Origin of the sequence: Chitinophaga tropicalis (assembly GCF_009758205.1) — a bacterium.
Classification (GTDB): Bacteria; Bacteroidota; Bacteroidia; order Chitinophagales; family Chitinophagaceae; genus Chitinophaga; species Chitinophaga tropicalis.
Window position 1 is genome coordinate 1 of the sequence record NZ_WRXN01000018.1, and the last position, 21,994, is coordinate 21,994.

The following is a 21,994-nucleotide window of genomic DNA, read 5'->3' on the forward strand; positions in this document are numbered from 1 at the left end:
AACTGTTCTAAGGCCTTTTTCTTGAGGCCGTCGTAATCAAATTGATCATTCTTGCTCATAAAAAGAAACTTGTGTTAAAGGTCAGGAAATTATTTTAACCTTTGACACAGTTCATTTTACAGTCTCTGCTATCCCAATTATAGCCCAAATTCTGGAAGGGTTTTCTGAGCCATTTATCGCCTTTGACAAAAATAAATTACTTATAAAGTTTTTAGTCCAGGCAAAACCAATCGAATTCTTGTCTAGCAATGAGCCGCCCGGATATAAAAATGTCGCTATTGCTATTAAAATCACAGAAATGACTATACAAATTAAAACCGAATAATTCTTAATCATTTGTTTATTTTATTAATATTCTCTTTGTCACTTTGCCAATGTATGGTTTATAGAAAATGTCAGTAAGTCTGCCAAACATAATCTTCTGATTACTGCTCTCAACATTCATTTCATTACCTATATTATTTTTATTGTGATCTGATGTAAAATCTGAAACCCATGCTCATCAATATCCTCATAATAAATCTGTATCCCATTCATCCACCCCATTTCCCGCAGTTATGCAGGCAACTTTTTTAAAAACTGTTTGCGTTTCCAATATTGCAAAACGACAACCAGCTTAACATATTCTCCACAAGAGCTAATGAGGTTTAATTTCAGTTCAATGATAGTGCCTGTTTACTTCAATTAAAGAATAATTGAAAATACAGCCTCCTCATTTTAAATCTCATAATATTATATTAAAACCTAAAATTTTAAATAATTCAGGGATTATAAACCTAATATCTATGATTTTTTTAGGTTTACAGACCTTATTTTTGTTAAATAATCTAGTACTCTTTAGTTCCAGACTTCGTTCTGATATATCCTGAGGATGGTGATTGCTTCGATAATCTTCAGCAGCGATTTTTCGGGAGGTCATCTTTCAATTGAAATACGAAATCAATCATAATAGATCTCCTCATATCTGTCGTGTATATGTTATTAAAGAATGAACGGTCACAGTTCTGATTTAGAAATAGTGAGTGCAAAATCCCAATTAAGTAGTTTAAAATAATGTCACTGAGACATTTTCCTTATCCGACGGGCTTGATTAATAAGATTGTCCACATAAAAAATTGAATAGTCCTTATCTGGCGATGCAATAAAAACTAACTTTAGCGTACGTTATGTAAACTATCGCCAAAATCATTAAATCCAATTTCTGTATGACAAATTTCCACGGTGTGAGCTTCTCACCTCGAGCCTGGTGTAAACCAATCATGCTGCTATTATTTCTTTTTTCCTTCCTGATGGCAAATGCACAAAAAAAGATATCCGGCAAAATAACAGATGCTGATAGTAAGGAACCTGTGTTTGGGGCTTCTGTTCGCGTCAAAGGCACCTCAAAAGGAGCTGTAACTGATGATAAAGGCGTCTTTACGATCGATGCAGCTAAAGGCAGTACACTTATTATTTCCTCCATGGAGTATGGAAGTATTGAAGTTAAAGTAGAAGAGGCCTCTTCCTACGACATACCTCTTAAACGCAGTGTTTCCGGTTTAAATGAAGTAGTTGTGATCGGATATGGTACGGTAAAACGAAAGGACCTTACCGGGGCCATTGCATCTTTAAAAGGTGCAGATATTAAAACAGAAGGCGTCAGTAATGTGGGCCGTGCATTGCAGGGTAAATTACCTGGTGTAACAGTAGAATCGGCCGGCGGTGATCCTGGTTCGGGCACCCGCATCCTGATAAGAGGTGTAGGCACATTCAATAATGCTGATCCCCTCTATATTGTAGATGGTGTACAGGTAGCCAACATCAATAATATTGCGCCCGGAGATATTGAGTCGATGGATGTATTAAAAGATGCCTCCGCTGCCGCTATCTATGGATCAAGAGCTGCGAATGGAGTTGTGCTGGTAACCACTAAATCTGGTAAACCTGGCAAGGCCGTTATCCAGTTCAATACCAATGTAGGCCTCCAGAGGATCCTCAAAAAGTATGATGTGCTGAATGCATCTGAATGGGCGACAGTAAGTAATGCCGCACATGATGCAGCCGGTTTGCCAAGACTGGCTATCGCCGCTGATCCATCACAGCTTGGTAAAGGGACCGACTGGCAGGACGCTATTTTCAGAACGGCCCCTATACAACAGTATTACCTGGGTGTAAGCGGTGGCGGTGAGACAGCAAAATACAGTATGTCCGGTCAATACACAGATCAGGATGGTATTGTGGACGTAACAGGTTACAAACGTTACGGTGCACGTGTTAAATCAGAAGCCACCAAAGGCCGTCTGAAGATCGGTGAAACATTGCTGCTGACAAGGGAGAAATGGATCCGCATGCCAGGAGGCTGGGGCGGTCAGGGAGGTAATCCTGTAGGTTCTGCCGCAAAAATGATCCCGGTGTTTAATATCTACGACTCCACTGCCGTGGGTGGTTATTCCGGAGCATCAGGACCAGTTGTGAATGTGGCCAATCCAGTAGCACAGCTACACCTTGAAGATATCAGTTATGAATTGACTTCCATTCTCGCAAATGCTTTTGCGGAAGTTTCCATTCTTCCCAATTTAAAGTATAAGTTCAATGTCGGATACACCAACTCTTTCGGTAATACTGACGACTACCAGCGCCGTTATGTGGTAGGTGGCCTGTTTGCACATGCCACCAATGACCTCAGCCAAACCAAAGAGCGCACCAACCTGGTAATGCTGGAAAATACGCTGAGTTATAATAAAGATTTCGGGAAACATAGTCTCCAGCTGCTGGCGGGATATGCTTACCAGCGACTCAAATACAATTACTGGCTTGCCAGTAAAACAAATCTCCCTGATGGAATAAAAGAACTTGACGCTGCTTCCGGCGCTGCTACGGTAGGAGGTAACAGTACTGAAAGTGTGCTTTTATCACAACTGGGACGTGTGATCTATTCTTATGATAACAGGTACCTGCTTACAGCCAGCTTCAGAAGAGATGGTTCTTCCCGCTTTGGAAAAGCCAACAGGTATGGGAACTTCCCGTCTGTTGCTGTTGGGTGGAATCTTTCCAATGAAAAGTTCTTTCATGCAGATCCCAGGGTATTATCTTCTTTGAAAATAAGAGGCAGTTATGGGATACTGGGTAACCAGGAGATCGGGGATTACCAGTATAGTGCTGCTATCGCTTCCAATATCAATTATGTAATAGGCGCAGCTCAGCAAAAATGGTTTGGTGCTATCCAGACTGCTTTTGCCTCTCCCAATATCAAATGGGAAAATACAAAAACAATCAACGCCGGTATTGACGCAGGTTTCCTGAACGGTAAACTGAACATGAGCGCTGATTACTTTACAAAAAGAACCACCGATGTATTATTAGAAGTTCCTATTCCCGGTTCAGCCGGTTCTTCTGAAAACCCTACCGTGAATGCAGGCATCCTGCAAAACAAAGGGTTTGAACTGGGTATCAATTATGGCAATAAGGCAGGTGTACTGACTTACTCGGTATATGGGACATTCTCGTCTATCAAGAATAAAGTGATTGAACTGGGTACAGGTTCCCAGCAGATATTTGGCGGACAGCCTACCCACCATGGTGCGTCTACCACTCTTACTGAAGCTGGTGGCCAGGTGAGCGCTTTTTACCTGATCAAAGCAGAGGGCATCTTCCAATCGCAGGAAGAGGTAAATGCCTACAGGGGTAAAAACGGGCAGCTTATCCAGCCAAATGCATCTGCAGGAGATATTAAGTTCCTCGACGCGAACGGCGACGGTAGTATCAGTAATGCTGACAGGGTGAATTGCGGCAGCCCCTTTCCTAAGTTTGAGTATGGAATCGGCGCTAATCTATCCGCTTTTAATTTTGACCTGAACTTATTTATGCAGGGTACTTACGGCAATAAAATATACAACGGTCTAAGACAGGACCTTGAAGGTATGAACCTGGAGTTTAATTACTCCCGCGCTACTTTGAATGCATGGACACCTACCAATCATTCCAACATTCCGAGAGCCGTTATCAATGATCCAAACTTTAATACACAGACCTCTTCCCGTTTCCTGGAAAGCGGTTCTTATTTCCGCCTTAAAACATTACAGATAGGTTATACTATCCCGGAATTTCTGAACAATAAATTTAAGATCACCTCCATGCGTGCTTATATCAGCGCGGATAATTTATTTACCATAACGAATTACAGTGGCTACAATCCAGACATTGGCAGATCAGGCAGTATCCTGGACAGAGGTGTTGACTTTGGTCATGTTGCCTATCCTCTTGCCCGTGTAGTATCCCTTGGTATTCAGTTATCATTATAATTAAATCATTCATCATGAATAAGATATTTTTTGCAATAGCAACAACGGTTGTCATGGCAGGCTGTTCAGATAAAGAACTGGATCTCACCAACCCTAACAAGATCACCAGCGAAACATTCTGGAGAAATGAAGCTGATGTACAAAGCGCCTTTGCAGCAACCTATAGTCTATTTAAGAATGTAGATGGCGGTTACTGGGGAGTGAGAGGGGTTGAACTTTCTAACGGAAGGGGAGATGATTTCTTTATCAGGAATGATGTGAGTTATTTATACCAGCTTTCCACCTTTACCAACACGCCGGATAATGCCGCTGCCAACAATGTGTTCAATATCTCTTATCGCGCCATTTTCCGGGCAAACCAGATCCTGTCGAACATTGATAAGGTCAGCGGTTTAGACGATACGAAAAAGAAGCAATACATTGCGGAAGCGAAATTCCTGAGAGGGCTGAACTACTATATCCTGGCTATAAATTTTGGTGCTGTTCCTTTAAGGATCACCATCCCGGCTTCAACTGCTGATTATTTTATTCCTGTTTCTACAGAATCCGAGATCTGGGCACAGGTAATAAAAGATTTCACTGAAGCAGCCGCAGACCTGCCGCTCTCTTATTCTGCCGCAGACCTGGGCAGGGCCACCAAAGGTTCTGCATTGGGTTTTCTTGGTAAGTCCTACGTTTATCTGAAAGACTGGCCTAATGCAGAGGCTACCTTAAAACAGTTAACTGTTGCCCCTTTCACTTATCAGTTAATGCCTAATTACGGCGATAATTTTACTGTTGCAAATGATAACAATATAGAGTCGCTTTTTGAAATCCAACTTGCTGATGTAGGCGGTACTAATCCCTGGGCAGGTGAAAATGCCAATGAATCGATCGGTGTTACTACCGCACAGGAGTTTGCCCCTTCAGAGGTTTCCGGTTGGTTTGAAGTGAGCCCGACAGACAAGTTGTTCAATGAATTTCAAAAGGAAAAAACAACTACCGGCGAGTTTGACCCGAGAATGTATGCAACGTTGATGTGGGATTATCCAGGGGCTACATTCTATAATAAACCATTCACCGCTTTCAGCTTACAGTTCGGTTATAAATCCATGTTTAAGAAATACCAGAACTATACACAGGATAATGAGCTTACCGGTAGCAATGGCGGCAGTTATACTTCCAGTATTAATGAAAAAGCGCTCCGGTATGCGGACGTATTATTGCTACTCTCTGAGGCCGTAACGATGCAAAGCAGGCCAGCTGATGCCTATCCATATATCACTATGGTGCGTAACAGGGCTCAGTTACCTGCATTGACCACCGGGTTAAACGAAACCCAGATGATGGCAGAGATCAGGCACCAGCGCATGCTCGAATTTGCACGCGAAGGTCAGCGCTTTTATGACCTGAAGAGATGGGACTTATTACAACAGGAGCTGACCAACAGCGATAAAGTAGGTAAGCAGTTTTACGTGGTTAAAAAGCATGATTACTTCCCGATACCACAGGATGAGATAAATTCTAATTCCAAAGCAGAACAGAATTCATACTGGAAGTAATTGACCGGATCTTTACAGACGACTATGTCCTTTAATCAGCAAAATAAAAAGAGCCCGTATCAGCGTTGATACGGGCTTCTTTTATCCGATACCTGATGTAAACTGACAGGCTCCTTTTATTTGTATAGTTCCTGTATTTGTTCCGGTCTGACGGCGACTTCAGGATTAAATGCCTTTGTTTGCATATATGACAGCAAACTATGATAAAGCTGTCTCGCAGCTAACCTTGTATCCAGATCATGTTGCAGATCAATAGAAGTCACCACTATCTTTCCCTTTCCTATCCTTGCTTCAAACAATATACCCAGCTTCCTCGCTTCAAACCAGGTATCTATTAATTGCACGGATGGTTTTAATTCAGCAGGAAAATTGTCGAGATGCATTGGCTGAGCTGTATGAATGATATCCCACCACTGCCAATTAGAATGATATTCCGTTGGAAAATCATTAAAAAGAGGCGCTGACGGATCACACAGAATACCTAATGTATGAGGAGCCTGTCCTTCGGTCCATGCCGTATTCCAGAAGATCGAAGACATCCCTGTTTTAACAGAAGCCCCTTTCTTTTCAGTGATCTTATTGTTTAATTGCAATAATACGGTAGCACCGGCTTCCAGTTTTGCAGATATTGCAGGTGTAAGTTCATCTGTAACAATAAGATCATTACCGGGCTGCACATTTGCCGTATCAGGATATACCCAGAAATCCCAGTCATTTGCACCTAATCCATCCAATATAATTTCCAGGTTGAGCTTTTCTGCTTTACTGATACCGGAAAGTTTACAGGAGATATTACCTGCCTGGTTATCATTCTTCCAGTCAAGGTCCGCAGTTAAAGTACCATTCGCTATTACCCGTTTGTTATTACCGGTAATCTTCCATTTTACCGGTACTTTCTTCAACTGCTCTTTTCCGAAATGGGCGATCTGCACGCCAGCTGTAAATACTTCTGAGTTCTTCCATGTAAACTTACTGATCACTGCCAGTGGCACTGTAGCAGAAGAAAAACGGTGGAAGGCTGCAGGTGTGAAATAAGGCTTGCTGTTCCAGAAAGGATCCAGAATTCCCACCAGGGCAGTACCCTGACCGGGAAAATCATGCAGGTCCAGTAACTGGTAACCTGCATAATCAGTACGCATACCAGCTTCTATATCTGCTTTATAACACAACGCCTGTAATTTTCCGGAAGCCATGAGAAAATCATGCGCCTGCGACTGCAGGTGTTCTCTCTTCATGAAGTCATAGAAGATATCGAAATTTCGTGCCTGTAACAGACCGGTATATTTCTTTCGTTCTGTGAAATCGGGATATACACACCACTGTCCTATTTCATGTGCTACAACCGGTTTGTTGTCCCTGAGCTTTTCTTTGAAGTTAAATTGTGAATTGGGAGCTTTGGCATTAATGACGCTGTTAACTCCTTCGCCCCAGGCCTGAATACGCGGTTCAGGCAGAACATGATAATCATTTTCTGCAATGGCCGGCCATCCTGAACCGGCACTATAAAGGCGTCGTTTATCTTTTTCTTTCCAATATTTTACGAATGCCGCCAGATACGGGTCACGGTTTTTACCTCCTGCAGGTTCATTAGTCGGTACCATCATCAGAAAGGAAGGATGATTACCATAGGCAGCAATGATCCGGTTACTTTCTTCATACAGGAAATTATCTACAGATAGTCCCTCTCCTACGCTTGCCCAGCAATCCACCTCAACAGAAAGATATACACCGGCATGATCCGCAGCTGTAAATGCGGCTTCCGGCGGACACCATGAATGAAACCGCATATGATTGAGACCATGTGCTTTTATGATCCGGAAAATCCGTGCCCATGCCACTGTATCTGTGGGCGGATAGCCTGTTAACGGGAAGATGGCGCATTCCAGTGTTCCCCGCAGGAATACAGGATGATCGTTAACTGTAATTTTCGAGTTGGTAGTCCCCACACTGCGCATTCCAAAACTAATCTTTTTGGTATCGGTACTTTTTCTATCCGCCGTTTGTAGCTGTACAGTGAGTTGATACAGCTTATGGTTAAATTCATCCCATAATACAGGACGATCGCCCATTGGATAGGTTAACAATAAGGTGCTGTCATTGCTGCTGAAAGATTGCTTTAAGGCTGGTAACTGATCTACAGATATAGAAAGGCTGCCTGCTGCAACTGCATTACCGGTATGACCAAGCATTATTTCAAGCTGGATGTTCCTGTTGTGGATATCGGGATAAACCTGTACCCGTTTTACAAAAACAGGGCTCCCTGCTTCCAGTACAATGTCACCCGCAATACCATTCCAGGTCCCCTGTGTCTGATCGCTGGCGCTGTGAGCATTGATACCTACTTCTGAGAGATAACGGTTGTCTACCCGGATAGTGAGTGTATGTTTACCCGGGCTGAGATGGCTCAGGTCATATACATGCGGGGTGGCCAGGCTGCTATCTGCCCCGATGAGTTGACTGTCTGTATAAACGGTGGTACCCCAGTGACAACGTTCCAGCGTAAGACTGATATGTTTACCAGCCCATTGTGGCGGGATATTAATGACCTTCTGATACCATGCAGCACCCATGTAATACTTTTCGGGAGTTAGCCAGAAGGGAAATTTGAAGTTGTCATTTTTCCGGTAAGGTGCATATTTTTCCTCTTTCAGAAAGGCTTCATATCTGTCACCGATCCATTTTGTGCTGACGGAAGGTTCATCGCCATACCCCTGTGCCTGCATAGCACCAGGTAATTTGAGGGAATCCTTTAATTGCTGAGTATACCATTGCTGTTGAATACCCCGATCGTCTCTATCTATCCGGAATTTCCATTTCCCGGCCAGCGAGATCCTGTTTTGTGCCGGCATAGCAATGGGAATAGCCATCATTGCCGCCAGTAATACCAGTTTAACGTGTTTATTCATTTCAGGCGTGTTTTATTAGATTTCCAGTTGTTCCTGGCTCAAAGAATCAATACTTCTTTACAAAAGAACTTTTTTTAACTTTAATAAGGATCGACTATATGACTATTCTTGTGGACATTCTTACTTTTTATCAAAAAAATTAACATGTGAAGAGGCAGCGAAAAAAGGACGGATTCCAGGGACAGAAGGCCGTCATCATTCCAAGATCTGTGCTAAACAATAAATGCAGTACACATCCACTGATCGGAAAACTATACATCACTGATATTGGTTATTACCCGAAAGCCCGTTACCATTACAGGGAACGTCTGCATGGCACAGATCAACATATACTTATTTATTGTCATGAGGGGGAAGGTAGTATGCTCATAGATAAACAGGAATATAAGATATCACCAGGTGATTTCTATCTTATACCTGCTTTAACAAGGCATACCTATGCCGCTAATGCGGATAATCCCTGGACAATCTTCTGGATTCATTTCAAGGGTGAATCTGCTGACGACTGGGTAAAACAAATACATCAATATTTAAATAGTTATGGAGGGTTTATACCGGACGGCGAAAAAACAATCCGGTTATTCAATGAGATATATACTCCGCTGGAGCGGGGTTATAGTATGGAGCACCTGATGTATAGCAATATGTATCTCTGGCATTATCTGTCCACTTTTATTTACCAGGAGAAAACCAGATCCCGGATGAATAATCCTGAAACTGATACCATAGATAGTGCTATCGATTACATGCAGAAGAATGTAGATCAGAATCTGACACTGGAAAAGATAGCACAGCATGTCCAGTTTTCGCCTTCTCATTTTTCGCTGTTATTCCGGAAAAAAACGGGGTTCTCTCCTATTGAGTATTATAATCACCTGAAAATGCAGCAGGCCTGTCAGTACCTGCTGTTTACCAAACAGCGGATCAAAGAAATTGCGCTGGAAGTAGGCATGTTTGACCAGCATTACTTTTCGCGGATATTTAAAAAAACAATGGGAGTTTCTCCTCAGGAGTATAGAAATAAAAGGAGTTCGGAGCTTGGAGGAATATGAAAGCTATAAAAAATTTTTTATACTATAATGGTAAATCCCGTTAAAGGTTTTGATGCAAAATGAGTTTATCATTTTGCCTGTGCAACAATTATAGCTGCCAGTTCCTTTTCCAGATTGTTACGGTTTGCAATGCTATTGGCGAGTATCACAAAACCGGAGTTAAGCTGGGGAAAACATTCCAGCGAGCTGCGCGAACCGCCAGTACCGCCGCCGTGCCCTAGTATTCTATGGCCGTCCGGCGAGCTGTGGATAAACCAGTTCAATCCCATGCCTTCCTTCCCGGTACCAAATGTAACCTGATGCGATAGTGCGATAGCCGGGCTTATCTCTTTGTTGTTGGCGGTGATATAGTTAACCATGTCGGCCGTGGAGGACCGCAATGCACCCATAGCAGGCAGCCAGGGTATATCCCAAAGAGGCACTACCTGACGCTGTTCATTATGCGGCCAGGCAATGCGGGCGGGCGGCAATAACCGTATATCGATGCGGGTATCCTTCATTTGTAAAGGAGTGAGGATGATTTTCGACGCCAGTATAAAATAATCCTGTCCATATGCGTCTTCCAGAATTGTGCCCAGCAAAGCCACGGCCATGTTAGAATAGGAATAGATCTTGCCAGGTAGTGTATCCATTTTCATCTGGTGCAGGCCTTCATATAGCAATTGGCGGTTATAGTCATGCAATGGATTAAGCGAGTCATAAGCCGGCCTTTGCCACATATTCGGAAAAATGCGCGTTATTCGTGAAGTATGGTTAGCCAGGTCACGTATTCTGATCGGGGTATCATGATAGCTCAGATTGGGGTAAGATCCTTTCAGGTAGTTCCTGATATCGTCATCCAGCCGGACTTTTTTATCCAGTATCGCCTGAGCCAGTAAGATACCCGTAAATGATTTGGTTGTCGACCCAATCTCATAAATAGTATGGTTATTGGGAAGCTGTTTGTTGCCGGCCTTGGTTTCTCCAAAATTATAGAAGTGAACGATGCCTTTCAGTACAATCCCGATTGATACGCCCACAGCTTTTTTATCCTGGAAATAGCGTTGTACACTTTGATCGACCATTGAGTCCAGCTTTGTGCGAAGAGGGTTATCACTCAGTACTGGCTGCTGCCCCTGGCAAAGGGATGCAGTGACCATAAGGCATAAAAGAAAATAGATAAAAGATGATCGGTCCATTTTTAGGGAATTTGCAATAATCTAATATAATTAAACTTATTTGGTAATGCATGTCCGGTCAATCCAATAGGCCAACGGAGGATATGTGCCGGGTTTATTTGCCTGACATTAGTGCTTATTAAATGACTGTCTGAATGCCAATGGAGTTTGGTCTGTTTTTGTTTTAAACAACTTATTAAACGACAGTAACTATGAAAAAAACTGCTGGTCATGAGTTGGATGATTTCGACTGTATTGCCAGGCTTAGCTGGAAGCGGTCTAGTGTGTGTCGTTTTATTTTTGAAAAACAACTCCGTCTTTAATGATCGTTTTGCTTGCAAGAAAGTTCTTATAATCGTCGAATGGGCTTTTGTCCCAGATCAGCAGATCTGCTTTCTTCCCTTTTTCAATGGAACCATATTTATCGTCTAAGCCCAAAGCGACTGCTCCGTTTATTGTAGAGATCTGCAGAATTGCCGGGACCGTAAATCCATATTCCGATAAAAGCAGTTGCTCAGAAGCAATTGCCTTACCCCCATTGGGCCAGTCTGTGCCGATCCGGAGTTTTATTCCCTTGTCAAATGATTGTTTTACGTAGCCCATAAATATGTTAAAGTTCTCTTTGCACCGGGTTAATTGCGCTGCAGATAAAGAGGTATCCAGGTTGTTGGAAAAATAGGTTAACCCAAATGGCTCGCCCATCAGGTGAATGGATGTAGAAAATGTTGCATGGCTTCCTGAAAGCTTATCAATCAAAGTATCTAAAACTGCCGGCTTTTTGTCGTGAATAAAACGGAACATTTCCAATCGCTCTACCTGACCGTTGGCATGGCCGGGACCGTAATGTTGCTGCATTTCCGAATTAAAATTCTCAACATCATTTTTGGTGTACAGAACACTGTTAATCAAAGTCAATATATGCTCATAGTTACGTAAACCAATGTTTAACGCTGAATCGATAAACATGATTCCCTGGTCAACATGCCCGTAAACGTACATTCCTAAGCTGTCGGCAGTTTTAAACGCCGCTTCAAATTCCGGCCGCCGTAGTTTCCAATAAAGCTTGACATGCCTGAGGCCCAGATTGTAATGTTCGATCACTTTTTGTTTTGCATCTGAGGGAGAATTCACAATAACGTGGTTGATATAGGGTTTACGGCCCTGATTTGATACCAACGCTCCACCTACTGTATAGATGTCAAGATAATTGGGCTGTGGATCATTATGCCAGTCAAGTATTGGGGATAACCATTTTTCAGAATGTCCCATTATCATGGCACTTGTAACACCGTAAGGCAAATAGGTGTCAGAAAGGCGCTTTCTATAAAGTTCCAGAGAGTCTTTCGGTAAGTACTCAAACAACGGACCATAGCTGCGATAAATATCGGTCGGATGGATATGCGTGTCGACAAATCCCGGGGTTACCAGTCTTTCCATGGCGTCGATCGTTTTCGCTGCAGCATAGTTTTTTTTATTGCTGGTTACTTTAACAATGATACCATCTTTGATGAGGATCGTTTGATTTGATGAAAGCGTTCCTGTTCTGGCGTTAAATGCTTTTGCGTTTTTGATGATCAGGTCAAACTTCCTTTCCTGTCCAAAGCAAGTATATCCGACAAGAAAAGCCAGGATAAACGTAAATAATTTCATAATTGCGTGGTTTATCTAAATTGCAAATACGTCTGGATTAACGTATATCTATATTTATTTAAAATTTCCGAGGTGCTCAAAAAGAAGTTCCATCGTTTTTAAAAATATGAAACAATTGGAATGAATGGTCTGATAAGTGATGAATATGCCTTTATATCATTTAAAAAGCCTTTAAGTCGAAGATTATTAATTAAGGATGGCCTAAAAGGGAAGTTATTTCCCGCTCATGCTTCTTGATTTTTGGGTTGGTGCGAGTCTCATACCAGTTCGGCCTTTCATTTATTTAATTACTTTCTTCAGTTCTTCAATCATAGCGGGCCGGCGGGGGTATTTACGGATTAGTTCCTCTGCCACAGCGATGATTTCATTTTTCCCCTTGGGAATATCTTTTATTACCTTATCCATTTTGATAGCCAAATCTGAATATTCTCTACGGTTTCCTACCACATCTCCTTTGCGTCCGAATGCAGGAAGATATATTGCCAGTAGTTGTACCGGATATACCTTTACCATATAATCATGATATTGCAATAACCTGTCTAAATCTGTTTCATTGCTCATAAGCGCTAGCAGCCTGTCCCAATATTTTTCTTCAATATAAACCGGGGCAAGTAAATCAAGCAGCACTGTATTGGTGGAATACCATGCCTTACCCTTATTTTTCTGATATTTCAGTTCTACATCCGTTATTCTTTCTTCTATATATTTTTCTATTTCCCCTTTCCATTCGTTAATGGTGAAAGTGTCTTTCCATTGATTATAGTAACCTGTATTAAAACCCCGGTTGAAAGCAAAATACTTTGTGTAGTGCCTGACAACGCTTGTGTCTTTTTCCAATACTGCAATACGCAGTAATTCTTTTTGCCAATCCGCAACGGTTCCCGGGTGGTCTTTCTTACTTGCAATTTCAATTCCCTCAGCTATCAATTTCTTCGCTGAGGACCAATCTCCCTCTTCTATCAGGCTACTCACCTCCCCACGCCGGACGTTTACAATATCCAAATTTTTCTGAAGAAGCTTTTGAGCCTCGCCAATGTTCCCTATAGCCTTTAAGAACGCTATTTTCCGTACAACGAAATAATCCTTTTGGTAAGAATGCTTATCTGCTGATGCGGCTTTAATCTGACCATCAATAAAATTCAAATAAGCATCTTCTTTCTTTAGTCTTACGGCAAGAACCTGATACACATCTGCCATCCTATATCCAAAGTCACCATAATCAAAATATATGGGACGCTTTATCGCCGATTGTACAAAATCAAAAATTTCTTTCTGCAACTCTGTTGATACGTCTTCTGTCCCTGATACAACCATTATCATCTCTATCGTACTGTTGATAATATCTCCAATGTACCCACCGGAATCATCGCAGTAAGTAATAAGTTCAATGATTTCCGTCAACACTGCCCTTAATACGATAAACGCATTGCTAAAATTGCCTTTTAGTATATATTGTCTCCCCTCATCAAGCAATCCATTTATCTCCTTTGCCAGTCTAACGACAGATCTATAATCAATAAAACCCCTATTCGAATTATCCCGGATCAAACTTTTAAGAAGTTCTGTATACCTTCTTCCTACATCAATGTTATTATCTTTATTGGCAAAGTGGCGTTCAAAAAGAGATTTGAAGTTTTCGTCTCTTGCTGCATAAGCCAGAATAAATTCCTGGTATTCCTCTAAGCTTATTTTTTGCAATAACTTGCTAAAATCTGTTTCCGCAGTCACTTTTTTGGGGACAGCAGTATTTATAATTTCCTCTCTCAGAAGAAATAAAACAGCTACAACATGTTTGCAAATAGCACCATCATAAGGACAATCGCATGAATATGACTTTATTTTGTCCTTCCTGAAAAGCTCGACCTCCACTTCATATGTTTCAGTCCCCATCACTTCGGCATGCCAAAAACCTTTTCCTGTTTCACAGAACCCCACAACAGCGGCATTTTCATAATATTCCCTTCCCCGATGTATGATCTTATCACTGATCTGTAATTCAAATTGCTTTAATGTGTACATAACAAATATCAATATACAGTTACATAAAGATCTAATCAATGTACCACATACTTTACTATTTTCAACATTTTAATGTAAATACTGAATAAACAGGCTTTCATGGACTTAAAACGTTCAGATATTCTTTAATATGTTTATCTTCGACATCGTTATACAGAACCCAATTACCGTTATCCATTATTCTTAAATATGAAATACATTACCTCCTGCCTTCTGTTTCTTTTGCTGTTTAATGCTGCTACCGCCCAGACAAAGGCTGACAGTATCAGCCGGATCTTCCCTAAGGTTATTATTACCAATAATAAACAAGAGATATTACTGGCGTTCGACAGTAACAGGAAAGCTTATGAACTGCCAAGTATTGGATTCCTGGAAGGACCAATATCACTCAGGGAATATATGAGCCGTGCTGCTAAGGAAATAGGGGTAACTTATAAATCCTTCCGTTTAGGGGGAATGTTTACCTACATTTTCCCGAATAATAACAGAACGTTTGTAAGACCATATTTCATCATGCAAATGGAAGCTTATTCCAATGGGCAAAGTTTCAGTGATTCGTCCTATAAATGGTTTTCCCTACCCGATGCAGTCAAAGCCATTCCTTATCCCGCATCTGCTCAGATCCTTCAAAAGGTAATGACTCAGCCAGCATATGTCTGGGCAGCTGCATTTGAGGAATATGGTTATACTAACCCGGTTGATCGTGAGAAGATTAAATTCAGAGTATTAGAAGATTTTTATAAGTTGAATGAAATACAATAACGCTTGTCTATAGAGATGACTTTATTGGGGCTGATTAATTTTAAATGGTTAGTTCACAGTTTAAATTTCTTTTGAGGGGGATTTTTTCTACGCTACGCGCGGCTCATTTATTTTGAATAAAAGGGATTTAATCTACGGCCAGCTGATTTTTTTGTATATTACAACACATAACCCTTTTCCATTGCACCCGGTAAAAATATTCCAGAAGAAGGTATGTGAAAAAATAGGCAAAGCCTTCAACATTTCCCTGAATATAGAAAAGACCAGATTTCACCTGAATGGCAGTTTTACCATAAAAGAACTCTATATCCGGAAGGGGCATAGACTGTTGCTTACCGCTACTGGCATTCATGGTAAAATAAAGCTCAGGGCCTTATTCAGAAGAAAATTCCTGCTCAGTTTACTATCCGCAGAAACAATCCAGATAGATTTCCTTTCCGCCAGTCATAAGGTATCGGAGAGTAATGCTCCTGTAAAGCAACCGGCCTTTCCCCTGCAGGCCAGACATTATAAAGGAGCATTCAGACTGCTGGAAAGACTGAAAAAATACATTCCCCTGCATACAGATATAACTGCCGTAGCAATGAACGCCGGCCGTTATACCTCTTCTATTAAAAAGCTAATTATAGAAAAAAGAGACGGTAACCTGCATTTCACTGCTAATGAAACAAGATTACCAGGCATGCTTATTTCTGGTTCAAGTACGCTGCTGAATATTACCAATATAACAGACAGCTCACTGTCATTAAGTTTAGTGGTTGAGCAAGGTACAATAACCAGCCCTGTTCTGTCTTCGAAAGAGATTACAGTGGACCACTTATCAGTTCAGGCAGACTGCCATCTTTCCGGAGATGTTTTTATACTGGCGGAGACATCTGTGGCCAGGTATAACCAGCTGCGGTTTTCTCTTTCTGCTATACACGATTTCAGTAACAACCATTATAAAGCGGGAATCCGGCTGGAAGAGGTTTCAATAGCTGATTTTCTAAGGGCCTTCCCGGACTTCTGCTACCGGAAGATATACGATCTGGCCTTCACAGGCGCAGTAGCATATGCAAACGTGCACTTCAGCTGCAATACAAATAATATGTGGGAACATACTTTCGAGCTGGACTTACACAACAACCAGCTGCAACTGACCGAATGTCCTGCAGACTGGCATAACCTTTATGAAAAACCGGCTAATACCGGCAATCACTACCTGGATATACGGCAGACGCAACCGCTGCTGCTGGCCACTATATTATGTACAGAAGATACAACGTTCTTTAAGCACCGAGGATTAGACCCTGTAGCCATTGGTTACAGTATTATACAGAATATTATTAACCGCGGATTTCAACGGGGAGCAAGCACCATCACCATGCAGCTGGTACGTAATCTTTTCCTGAACCATGAAAAAACAGTCTACCGGAAAATTGAAGAAGTCTTCATCACACTTCTGCTGGAACACTTCTTTCATATTCCTAAGATGAAAATACTGGAACACTATCTGAATATTATAGAAATGGGACCTGATATATATGGACTGGCAAATGCTTCCTGGTTCTATTTTTCAAAACCTGTGAATGATCTGACCTTTACCGAATGCCTGGTGCTGTCATATATAATTCCCCGGCCTAAATTTTTCCTGGATGCCTTTATGCAGGAGTCTGAACAACTAAAACGGAATTTACGGACGCACATAAAAAGATTTGGCAGAATGCTTTTTCTCCAGGGCATTGCTACACAGGAACAACAGGATGGACTGGACATGAACATCATCATACAGGGTAAAACCCTTTCACTCTTACAGACTGCAGGCACTTAATTGCCTATTCTTCCCTTTTCATCCGTATTACCCTGGTCAATCTTTTTATTACTGAATTTTTTCCCAGAACGGAATGTATAAGAAAATACCACTCCTATAAGGCGGGTAGGCCGCTTCTGATAAAAGTCTATATGCGTGTTGTTATAATCGGTAACCTCCTTCTCCCGTAAAGTATTGAAAATGTCTGCCAGATACAGCCGTACCCGCCCCTGGTTTTTAAGTATCCTCCTGGTAAATTCCAGGTCAAACGTAAACATATATGGGATCCTGGAATTAGCACTGACATATGGTGAGCGATAATCAGCTACGGCGTCAATATCTATGACCTTATTCCATACAATTGTATGTATTGACTTTACAGAAAAAGAGGTCCGGTTAATACTGAAGGCATCAATACGGTAAGATAAGTTGTATAATGAAAAACTGTTATTGACAGTCCATCCTTTCATTACCTTAAAAGGAGCTTCCAGGCTCAGGCCATACTCAGTACTATGGGTAAAATTCCTTGACTGGTATTCAATCACATTGTTACCGGTGGAAGAGGCCAGTTCAGCAATAACATCATCCGTCCTGGAAAAATATAATTCTGCAGAATAGTCATTCCTGAAAGTATAACCTGCCGAGATGTTATGACTATACTGTGGCAGCAGGTTCGGATTACCAACCATCACTGTATAATCATCAAACTGCAAACGATAAGGGTTCAATGCACTAAAAGACGGGCGCTGCAGCCGGCGGGTATAGTTCAGACGTACTGAATTACCCTGTGTTTCATTCAATGTATACATCATAAAGAAGGAAGGGAACAATCCGAAATAGTTCCTGTCAAACTTCTGATGGGACGTGACTGAATTACCTTTTGTATAAGTCTGTTCTGCCCGTAAACCGGCCTTTAACACAAGAGGGCCGAAGGTTTTCTCTACAGATGAGTAAAACATCAGCAGGTACTCTTTATAGATAAAATGATTACTGCCCGCTTCATTCAATACCCACTTATCGTCCACATAATCTTCACGGACAATTTCATTATCCCGTTTTACAGCAGATAGCTTTGTACCTCCTTTTATTTCCGTTTTATCTTTTAATACTTCCGTATAATCAGCCTGCACACTCAGTATATCTGTATTGTTGGGGGTATTATTCCTGTAGGTAGAGTTCCGTAGCGGATCATTGTACCGGGAGTAGAAATTATTAAGCTCGGTCTTACTGCTATTGGTGTAATCTGCAATCACCTTCAACTGAGAGCCGCTGCTGTCTGTCTTCCATACATAATTGAGAGTGGTACTACGCAGATCAGCGTCCCGCATTCGTCCGGAATTAGCTACACCGGTGATAGTATCTGTACCTGGCAGGTAACGTATGCCGGTGATAAAGGATTCATCCAGGTTATTGGTAGTAGCGAGTGTCTGCAGGTTGAGAGTATGATCTTTACCGATGTCCAGCGCTACACCGAAGCGATACTGATGCCTACCGGTATTGTTGTTCCTGTCTGTCCGGCTGCTGTATACTCCTTTATCGGGGTATACAATATTATTAGTGGCCAAGTAGGTGCTTTTATCTTTTACATAACTGTATCCTCCGGACAAATAGAGGTCCTTTATCCTGTAATCTGCCGTGGCTGTTCCTCCGTAGTAAGGCTTTTTGCCCTGTTGACGGTAGTGCGTTGACACTCCCCCGTTAAATCCGTCATTCCTTACTTTTTTAAGAATGATATGTATAATGCCGCCAGCACCAGCTGCTTCAAATTCGGACGGTGGATTAGCAATTACTTCTATCCTGCTGATATTTTCTGACGGGATAGTTTTCAGGTACTCAGCCAGCTCTTCTTCAGACATGCGCTGTACTACATCATTGATCATGACCATGACCGACTGAGATCCCTTAATGCGGATGCTGCCATTATTACTTACCCATATGCCGGGCGATTTTTTCAACACATCAAGTCCTGAATTACCATTGGCCAGGAAGCTATTCTCTACGTCTACAATATACCTGTCTGCTTTCCGGATGACAAGCGGTTTTTTGCCCGATACTGTTACGCCTGTCAGCGTTCGCCTATCGCGGGTCAATGTGATGTGTGATAGAAAAGCTGTATCCGGATAGCTGAAATTCCGTTTGAATGGCTGATAGCCCATTAATGAAACAGTCAATGTATAATGACCATGTAAATTATCAGGAGTGCTGATGTTAAAGCGCCCGCTTTCATCTGTGGCGGCACCGGCTATAAAATTGGTGTCTGACTGAAGTACTACAGTAGCAAATGCAAGCGCCTGAAAAGAGGAATCGGTCACCTTGCCGGTAATAGCATGCTGCGCGTGCAAACCATTATAGGAAAGAGTTAGAAACAGAACAAACAGGATGTGTTTTAATGTCATCAGAGGGTTTTATAGGTTGTGCACCAGTCTGGAGCTTTATATCATATTCAATGCGAAGAAACTGTTCAATCTTCCGGTGCTTAATTTAGATAAATTTTCCTTATTTTAACAAAAATGTTCAAAAGAAGTAGTGTATCAGTGCTGAGACACTACCCCAAAAGAAAAGTTATTGTATGCAAGTTTACCTGACCTTTGACGATGGCATACAGGAAGGCACTGAAGAAGTACTGGCTGTGCTGAGAGAAGCAAATGTAAGGGCTACCTTTTTCCTGATAGGCACACAACTGAGCTATGCTGCTAAAAAGGACCGTACGCAATCAAAGACACTGTTAAAAGACATTTATACCCACCATAGCATTGGCAACCACAGTTATTCCCATGCCAATGACAAGTATGCTGACTATTATACAAACAATGGTGTACAGATAGATGATGACGGGAACAGACGTTCTATAGTGCTGGATTTCCACAAATCAAAAGATACTATCAATCAACTCCTTTCCGATGCGCTGGGAGCAGAGACTGTTACCAGTAAGTATCCTCTTGCCAATGCACAGAAGATGCCACTGGCCAGGCTGCCGGGACGCAATACATGGTGTGTATCAGATCCACAACAACCGGAGAGCAGTACACAACCACTTATCAGGTATTTTGAAGCAGACAGCCGCAAGGGCGCTGAAGAGCTATATGATGCCGGTTATAACATATTTGGCTGGAACACTGAATGGAGAATGACGTTTGACTTTCACCGGGATGCCTCTTCCGATATAGACAGGTATGCGCCGGAAAATATATGGAAGGACCGGCTCACCGAAACCTGGGAGCAGGTCAGGGATAAGATGTTGAAAACATCTATGAGTGGCAAAGTGATACTCCTTATGCATGAGAGAGCATTCAGAAAAGGCACTGGCAAAAAAGAAACAGACGAGTTAAAATCACTGATCAACTATTTTAAAGAGACGGGTGCAACGTTTAAAACGCTGGATGAATATACAGGAAGCTATTTCTCAACTGCGACTTAAGATGGAGAATGTTCCTGAACCTATAAAACGCTATCATCAAAAATATCCTGCATAGCAAGCATTGGCAGTGGTACGTAATCGCGTAATATGTCTGCCATCTTCTCTCCTACATTGCGGCTGTAGAGCAGCTTATCATGGTTGCTGAAAATACTTTGGCCATGCTCCAGGATATATTCCAGCGAGCTACTGATGAGTGAGGCACTATATGGAGGCACGAGGATATTGTTCTGTACATGCAGTATTGTTTCCGGCCGGTCAGTACTGTACCTGCAGGTAATACATGGTATATCCAGGACCTGCGTTTCCTCCTGCAATCCGCCGCTATCCGTGTATATGCCCTGGCAATGCGGAGAACTCATAAATTCTATCACATGCTGATAATGGGTCCATAGTGGTGTCACCTTTACGCCTTCCTGTTTTTGCAGGTCCGCCCATAAGTCTTCAAGTCCCAATGTACGGATGCCCTTATTCATTGCATTAGATACCACGATCACAATACGGAAGCCTTTGCCGCACAGCTCCTGTATAGCTTTAAATAAACCTGAAAGCACCTGGTAACTGATATTCTCCCTCCGGTGAATATCTACCCTTAACCAGCGTCCTTCACGCAAAAAGGGATACACGTCAAAAACAGATGTCTGTACCGTCTCTTTCATGATCAGCTCAAGCGCATCGGCACTTAGTGAACCTACCTGGTGAATGTCTTTCATATCAGCACCCTCCCGCAGCATGTTCTTAGTGTTTAAAGAAACGGGGGTAAAAAACAACTGTGAACAAACGGATGCCAGCCGTGTATCTGCCGCTTCCGGGAATGGTTCATCCTGGATCATTGTCCAGCTCTGCCGGGTACGTTGCAGATCAAGGATCTCAGAGAAATTATCCGGCATCTGCTGCCTGTCGAAAGGAGAAAGGGACCTCAACCCGGCTTCCACATGAATGCTACGCAGACGGGTCTTGAAATACCAGAGAGCAGGGAACATGCCTGCGGTAGAAGTATCGCCGGATACTACCGGGATGGCTTGTCCTTTAAACTGCCGTTTCTTCAGATAGAGATATAACCAGTTGACGCGGTCTGCCAGCTCTGCCGTTCTTCCCAGCAAATCGCCTCTTACATTCAGGAAAATTGAAATCAGGTGTTCATACTGTAATTCATGACGCGCGTGTACCAGCTTCTTTTCGTAATGCTGACCTACATCTATTGCCAGAAATGCACATCCATTTCTGCTAAGTGCAAGGATGAGGCTTGCCAGTTTGATATAACAGGGTTTGGTTGCGATAATTATTAAGTAAAGTGGTCTGGAAGTAGCGTTGGCGAGTTGTATCTGCTCATCCACCAGATGATCGTCAGTAATCGGCATTAACATACAAATGGTAATTCGTTAATTACGTTTGGGTTTCATTCGATCTTAAATATAAGATT

12 protein-coding genes are annotated in these 21,994 nt (G+C 42.1%); 6 read left to right on the forward strand and 6 right to left on the reverse strand.

Translation table 11 applies throughout. The features are described from left to right. The first annotated feature begins 1,259 nt into the window (after positions 1-1,259). The gene (locus GO493_RS27265) at positions 1,260-4,280 is read left to right on the forward strand and encodes a SusC/RagA family TonB-linked outer membrane protein (RefSeq protein WP_157309410.1); all 3,021 of its coding nucleotides are present in this window, start codon (positions 1,260-1,262) and stop codon (positions 4,278-4,280) included. Positions 4,281-4,294: 14 nt separating this feature from the next. After that, positions 4,295-5,821, forward strand: a complete 1,527-nt coding sequence (locus GO493_RS27270; RefSeq protein ID WP_157309411.1) for a RagB/SusD family nutrient uptake outer membrane protein — start codon at positions 4,295-4,297, stop codon at positions 5,819-5,821. Positions 5,822-5,937: 116 nt separating this feature from the next. On the opposite strand, the gene GO493_RS27275 is transcribed toward GO493_RS27270, so the two are convergent. Then, a complete protein-coding gene (locus GO493_RS27275; protein ID WP_157309412.1) occupies positions 5,938-8,727 on the reverse strand; it encodes a sugar-binding domain-containing protein in 2,790 nt (929 codons plus the stop codon). A 146-nt stretch (positions 8,728-8,873) separates the two neighbouring features. Here GO493_RS27275 and GO493_RS27280 point away from each other — a divergent pair, with 146 nt between their 5' ends. Beyond that, on the forward strand, positions 8,874-9,779 hold the full coding sequence (locus tag GO493_RS27280) for an AraC family transcriptional regulator (protein WP_317165473.1): 906 nt from the start codon (positions 8,874-8,876) through the stop codon (positions 9,777-9,779). A gap of 68 nt (positions 9,780-9,847) precedes the next feature. Here GO493_RS27280 and GO493_RS27285 read toward each other — a convergent pair whose 3' ends face one another. The 3 genes from GO493_RS27285 to GO493_RS27295 all read right to left on the reverse strand — a co-directional run bounded on the left by GO493_RS27285 (position 9,848) and on the right by GO493_RS27295 (position 14,605). Beyond that, positions 9,848-10,957, reverse strand: coding sequence for a serine hydrolase domain-containing protein (locus GO493_RS27285; protein WP_157309413.1), 1,110 nt, complete (start codon positions 10,955-10,957; stop codon positions 9,848-9,850). 273 nt (positions 10,958-11,230) lie between these two features. Continuing rightward, on the reverse strand, positions 11,231-12,586 hold the full coding sequence (locus GO493_RS27290) for an amidohydrolase family protein (RefSeq protein WP_157309414.1): 1,356 nt from the start codon (positions 12,584-12,586) through the stop codon (positions 11,231-11,233). Between the two features lie 279 nt (positions 12,587-12,865). Further along, complete coding sequence (locus GO493_RS27295) at positions 12,866-14,605, reverse strand: SWIM zinc finger family protein (RefSeq protein WP_157309415.1); 1,740 nt, start codon at positions 14,603-14,605, stop codon at positions 12,866-12,868. 189 nt (positions 14,606-14,794) lie between these two features. On the opposite strand from GO493_RS27295, the gene GO493_RS27300 reads away from it, so the two are divergent. Together GO493_RS27300 and GO493_RS27305 are read left to right on the forward strand one after the other, a co-directional pair. Next, positions 14,795-15,367: an NUDIX hydrolase gene (locus GO493_RS27300; protein WP_157309416.1), complete on the forward strand. Its 573-nt coding sequence runs from the start codon at positions 14,795-14,797 to the stop codon at positions 15,365-15,367. Between the two features lie 181 nt (positions 15,368-15,548). Next, positions 15,549-17,177 carry a biosynthetic peptidoglycan transglycosylase gene (locus GO493_RS27305; protein ID WP_157309417.1) on the forward strand — a complete coding sequence of 543 codons (1,629 nt, stop codon included), beginning with the start codon at positions 15,549-15,551 and terminating at the stop codon, positions 17,175-17,177. Here the strand turns inward: GO493_RS27305 and GO493_RS27310 are convergent. After that, positions 17,174-19,552 (reverse strand): TonB-dependent receptor domain-containing protein, encoded by a 2,379-nt coding sequence (locus GO493_RS27310; RefSeq protein ID WP_157309418.1) that lies wholly within the window; start codon positions 19,550-19,552, stop codon positions 17,174-17,176. The genes GO493_RS27305 and GO493_RS27310 overlap by 4 nt on opposite strands. Before the next feature lie 173 nt (positions 19,553-19,725). On the opposite strand from GO493_RS27310, the gene GO493_RS27315 reads away from it, so the two are divergent. Beyond that, entirely contained in the window at positions 19,726-20,574 is an 849-nt protein-coding gene (locus GO493_RS27315) for a polysaccharide deacetylase family protein (RefSeq protein ID WP_157309419.1), read from the forward strand. Positions 20,575-20,594: 20 nt separating this feature from the next. On the opposite strand, the gene GO493_RS27320 is transcribed toward GO493_RS27315, so the two are convergent. Next, on the reverse strand, positions 20,595-21,938 hold the full coding sequence (locus tag GO493_RS27320) for a UDP-N-acetylglucosamine 2-epimerase (protein WP_157309420.1): 1,344 nt from the start codon (positions 21,936-21,938) through the stop codon (positions 20,595-20,597). Positions 21,939-21,994: the final 56 nt, after the last annotated feature.

Bases quoted from the DNA above. Each gene is read 5' to 3' on its own strand.
- GO493_RS27265 (WP_157309410.1), top strand. From the start codon at position 1,260: ATGCTGCTATTATTTCTTTTTTCCTTCCTGATGGCAAATGCACAAAAA.
- GO493_RS27270 (WP_157309411.1), top strand. From the start codon at position 4,295: ATGAATAAGATATTTTTTGCAATAGCAACAACGGTTGTCATGGCAGGC.
- GO493_RS27275 (WP_157309412.1), bottom strand. From the start codon at position 8,727: ATGAATAAACACGTTAAACTGGTATTACTGGCGGCAATGATGGCTATT.
- GO493_RS27285 (WP_157309413.1), bottom strand. From the start codon at position 10,957: ATGGACCGATCATCTTTTATCTATTTTCTTTTATGCCTTATGGTCACT.
- GO493_RS27290 (WP_157309414.1), bottom strand. From the start codon at position 12,586: ATGAAATTATTTACGTTTATCCTGGCTTTTCTTGTCGGATATACTTGC.
- GO493_RS27295 (WP_157309415.1), bottom strand. From the start codon at position 14,605: ATGTACACATTAAAGCAATTTGAATTACAGATCAGTGATAAGATCATA.
- GO493_RS27300 (WP_157309416.1), top strand. From the start codon at position 14,795: ATGAAATACATTACCTCCTGCCTTCTGTTTCTTTTGCTGTTTAATGCT.
- GO493_RS27310 (WP_157309418.1), bottom strand. From the start codon at position 19,552: ATGACATTAAAACACATCCTGTTTGTTCTGTTTCTAACTCTTTCCTAT.
- GO493_RS27315 (WP_157309419.1), top strand. From the start codon at position 19,726: ATGCAAGTTTACCTGACCTTTGACGATGGCATACAGGAAGGCACTGAA.
- GO493_RS27320 (WP_157309420.1), bottom strand. From the start codon at position 21,938: ATGTTAATGCCGATTACTGACGATCATCTGGTGGATGAGCAGATACAA.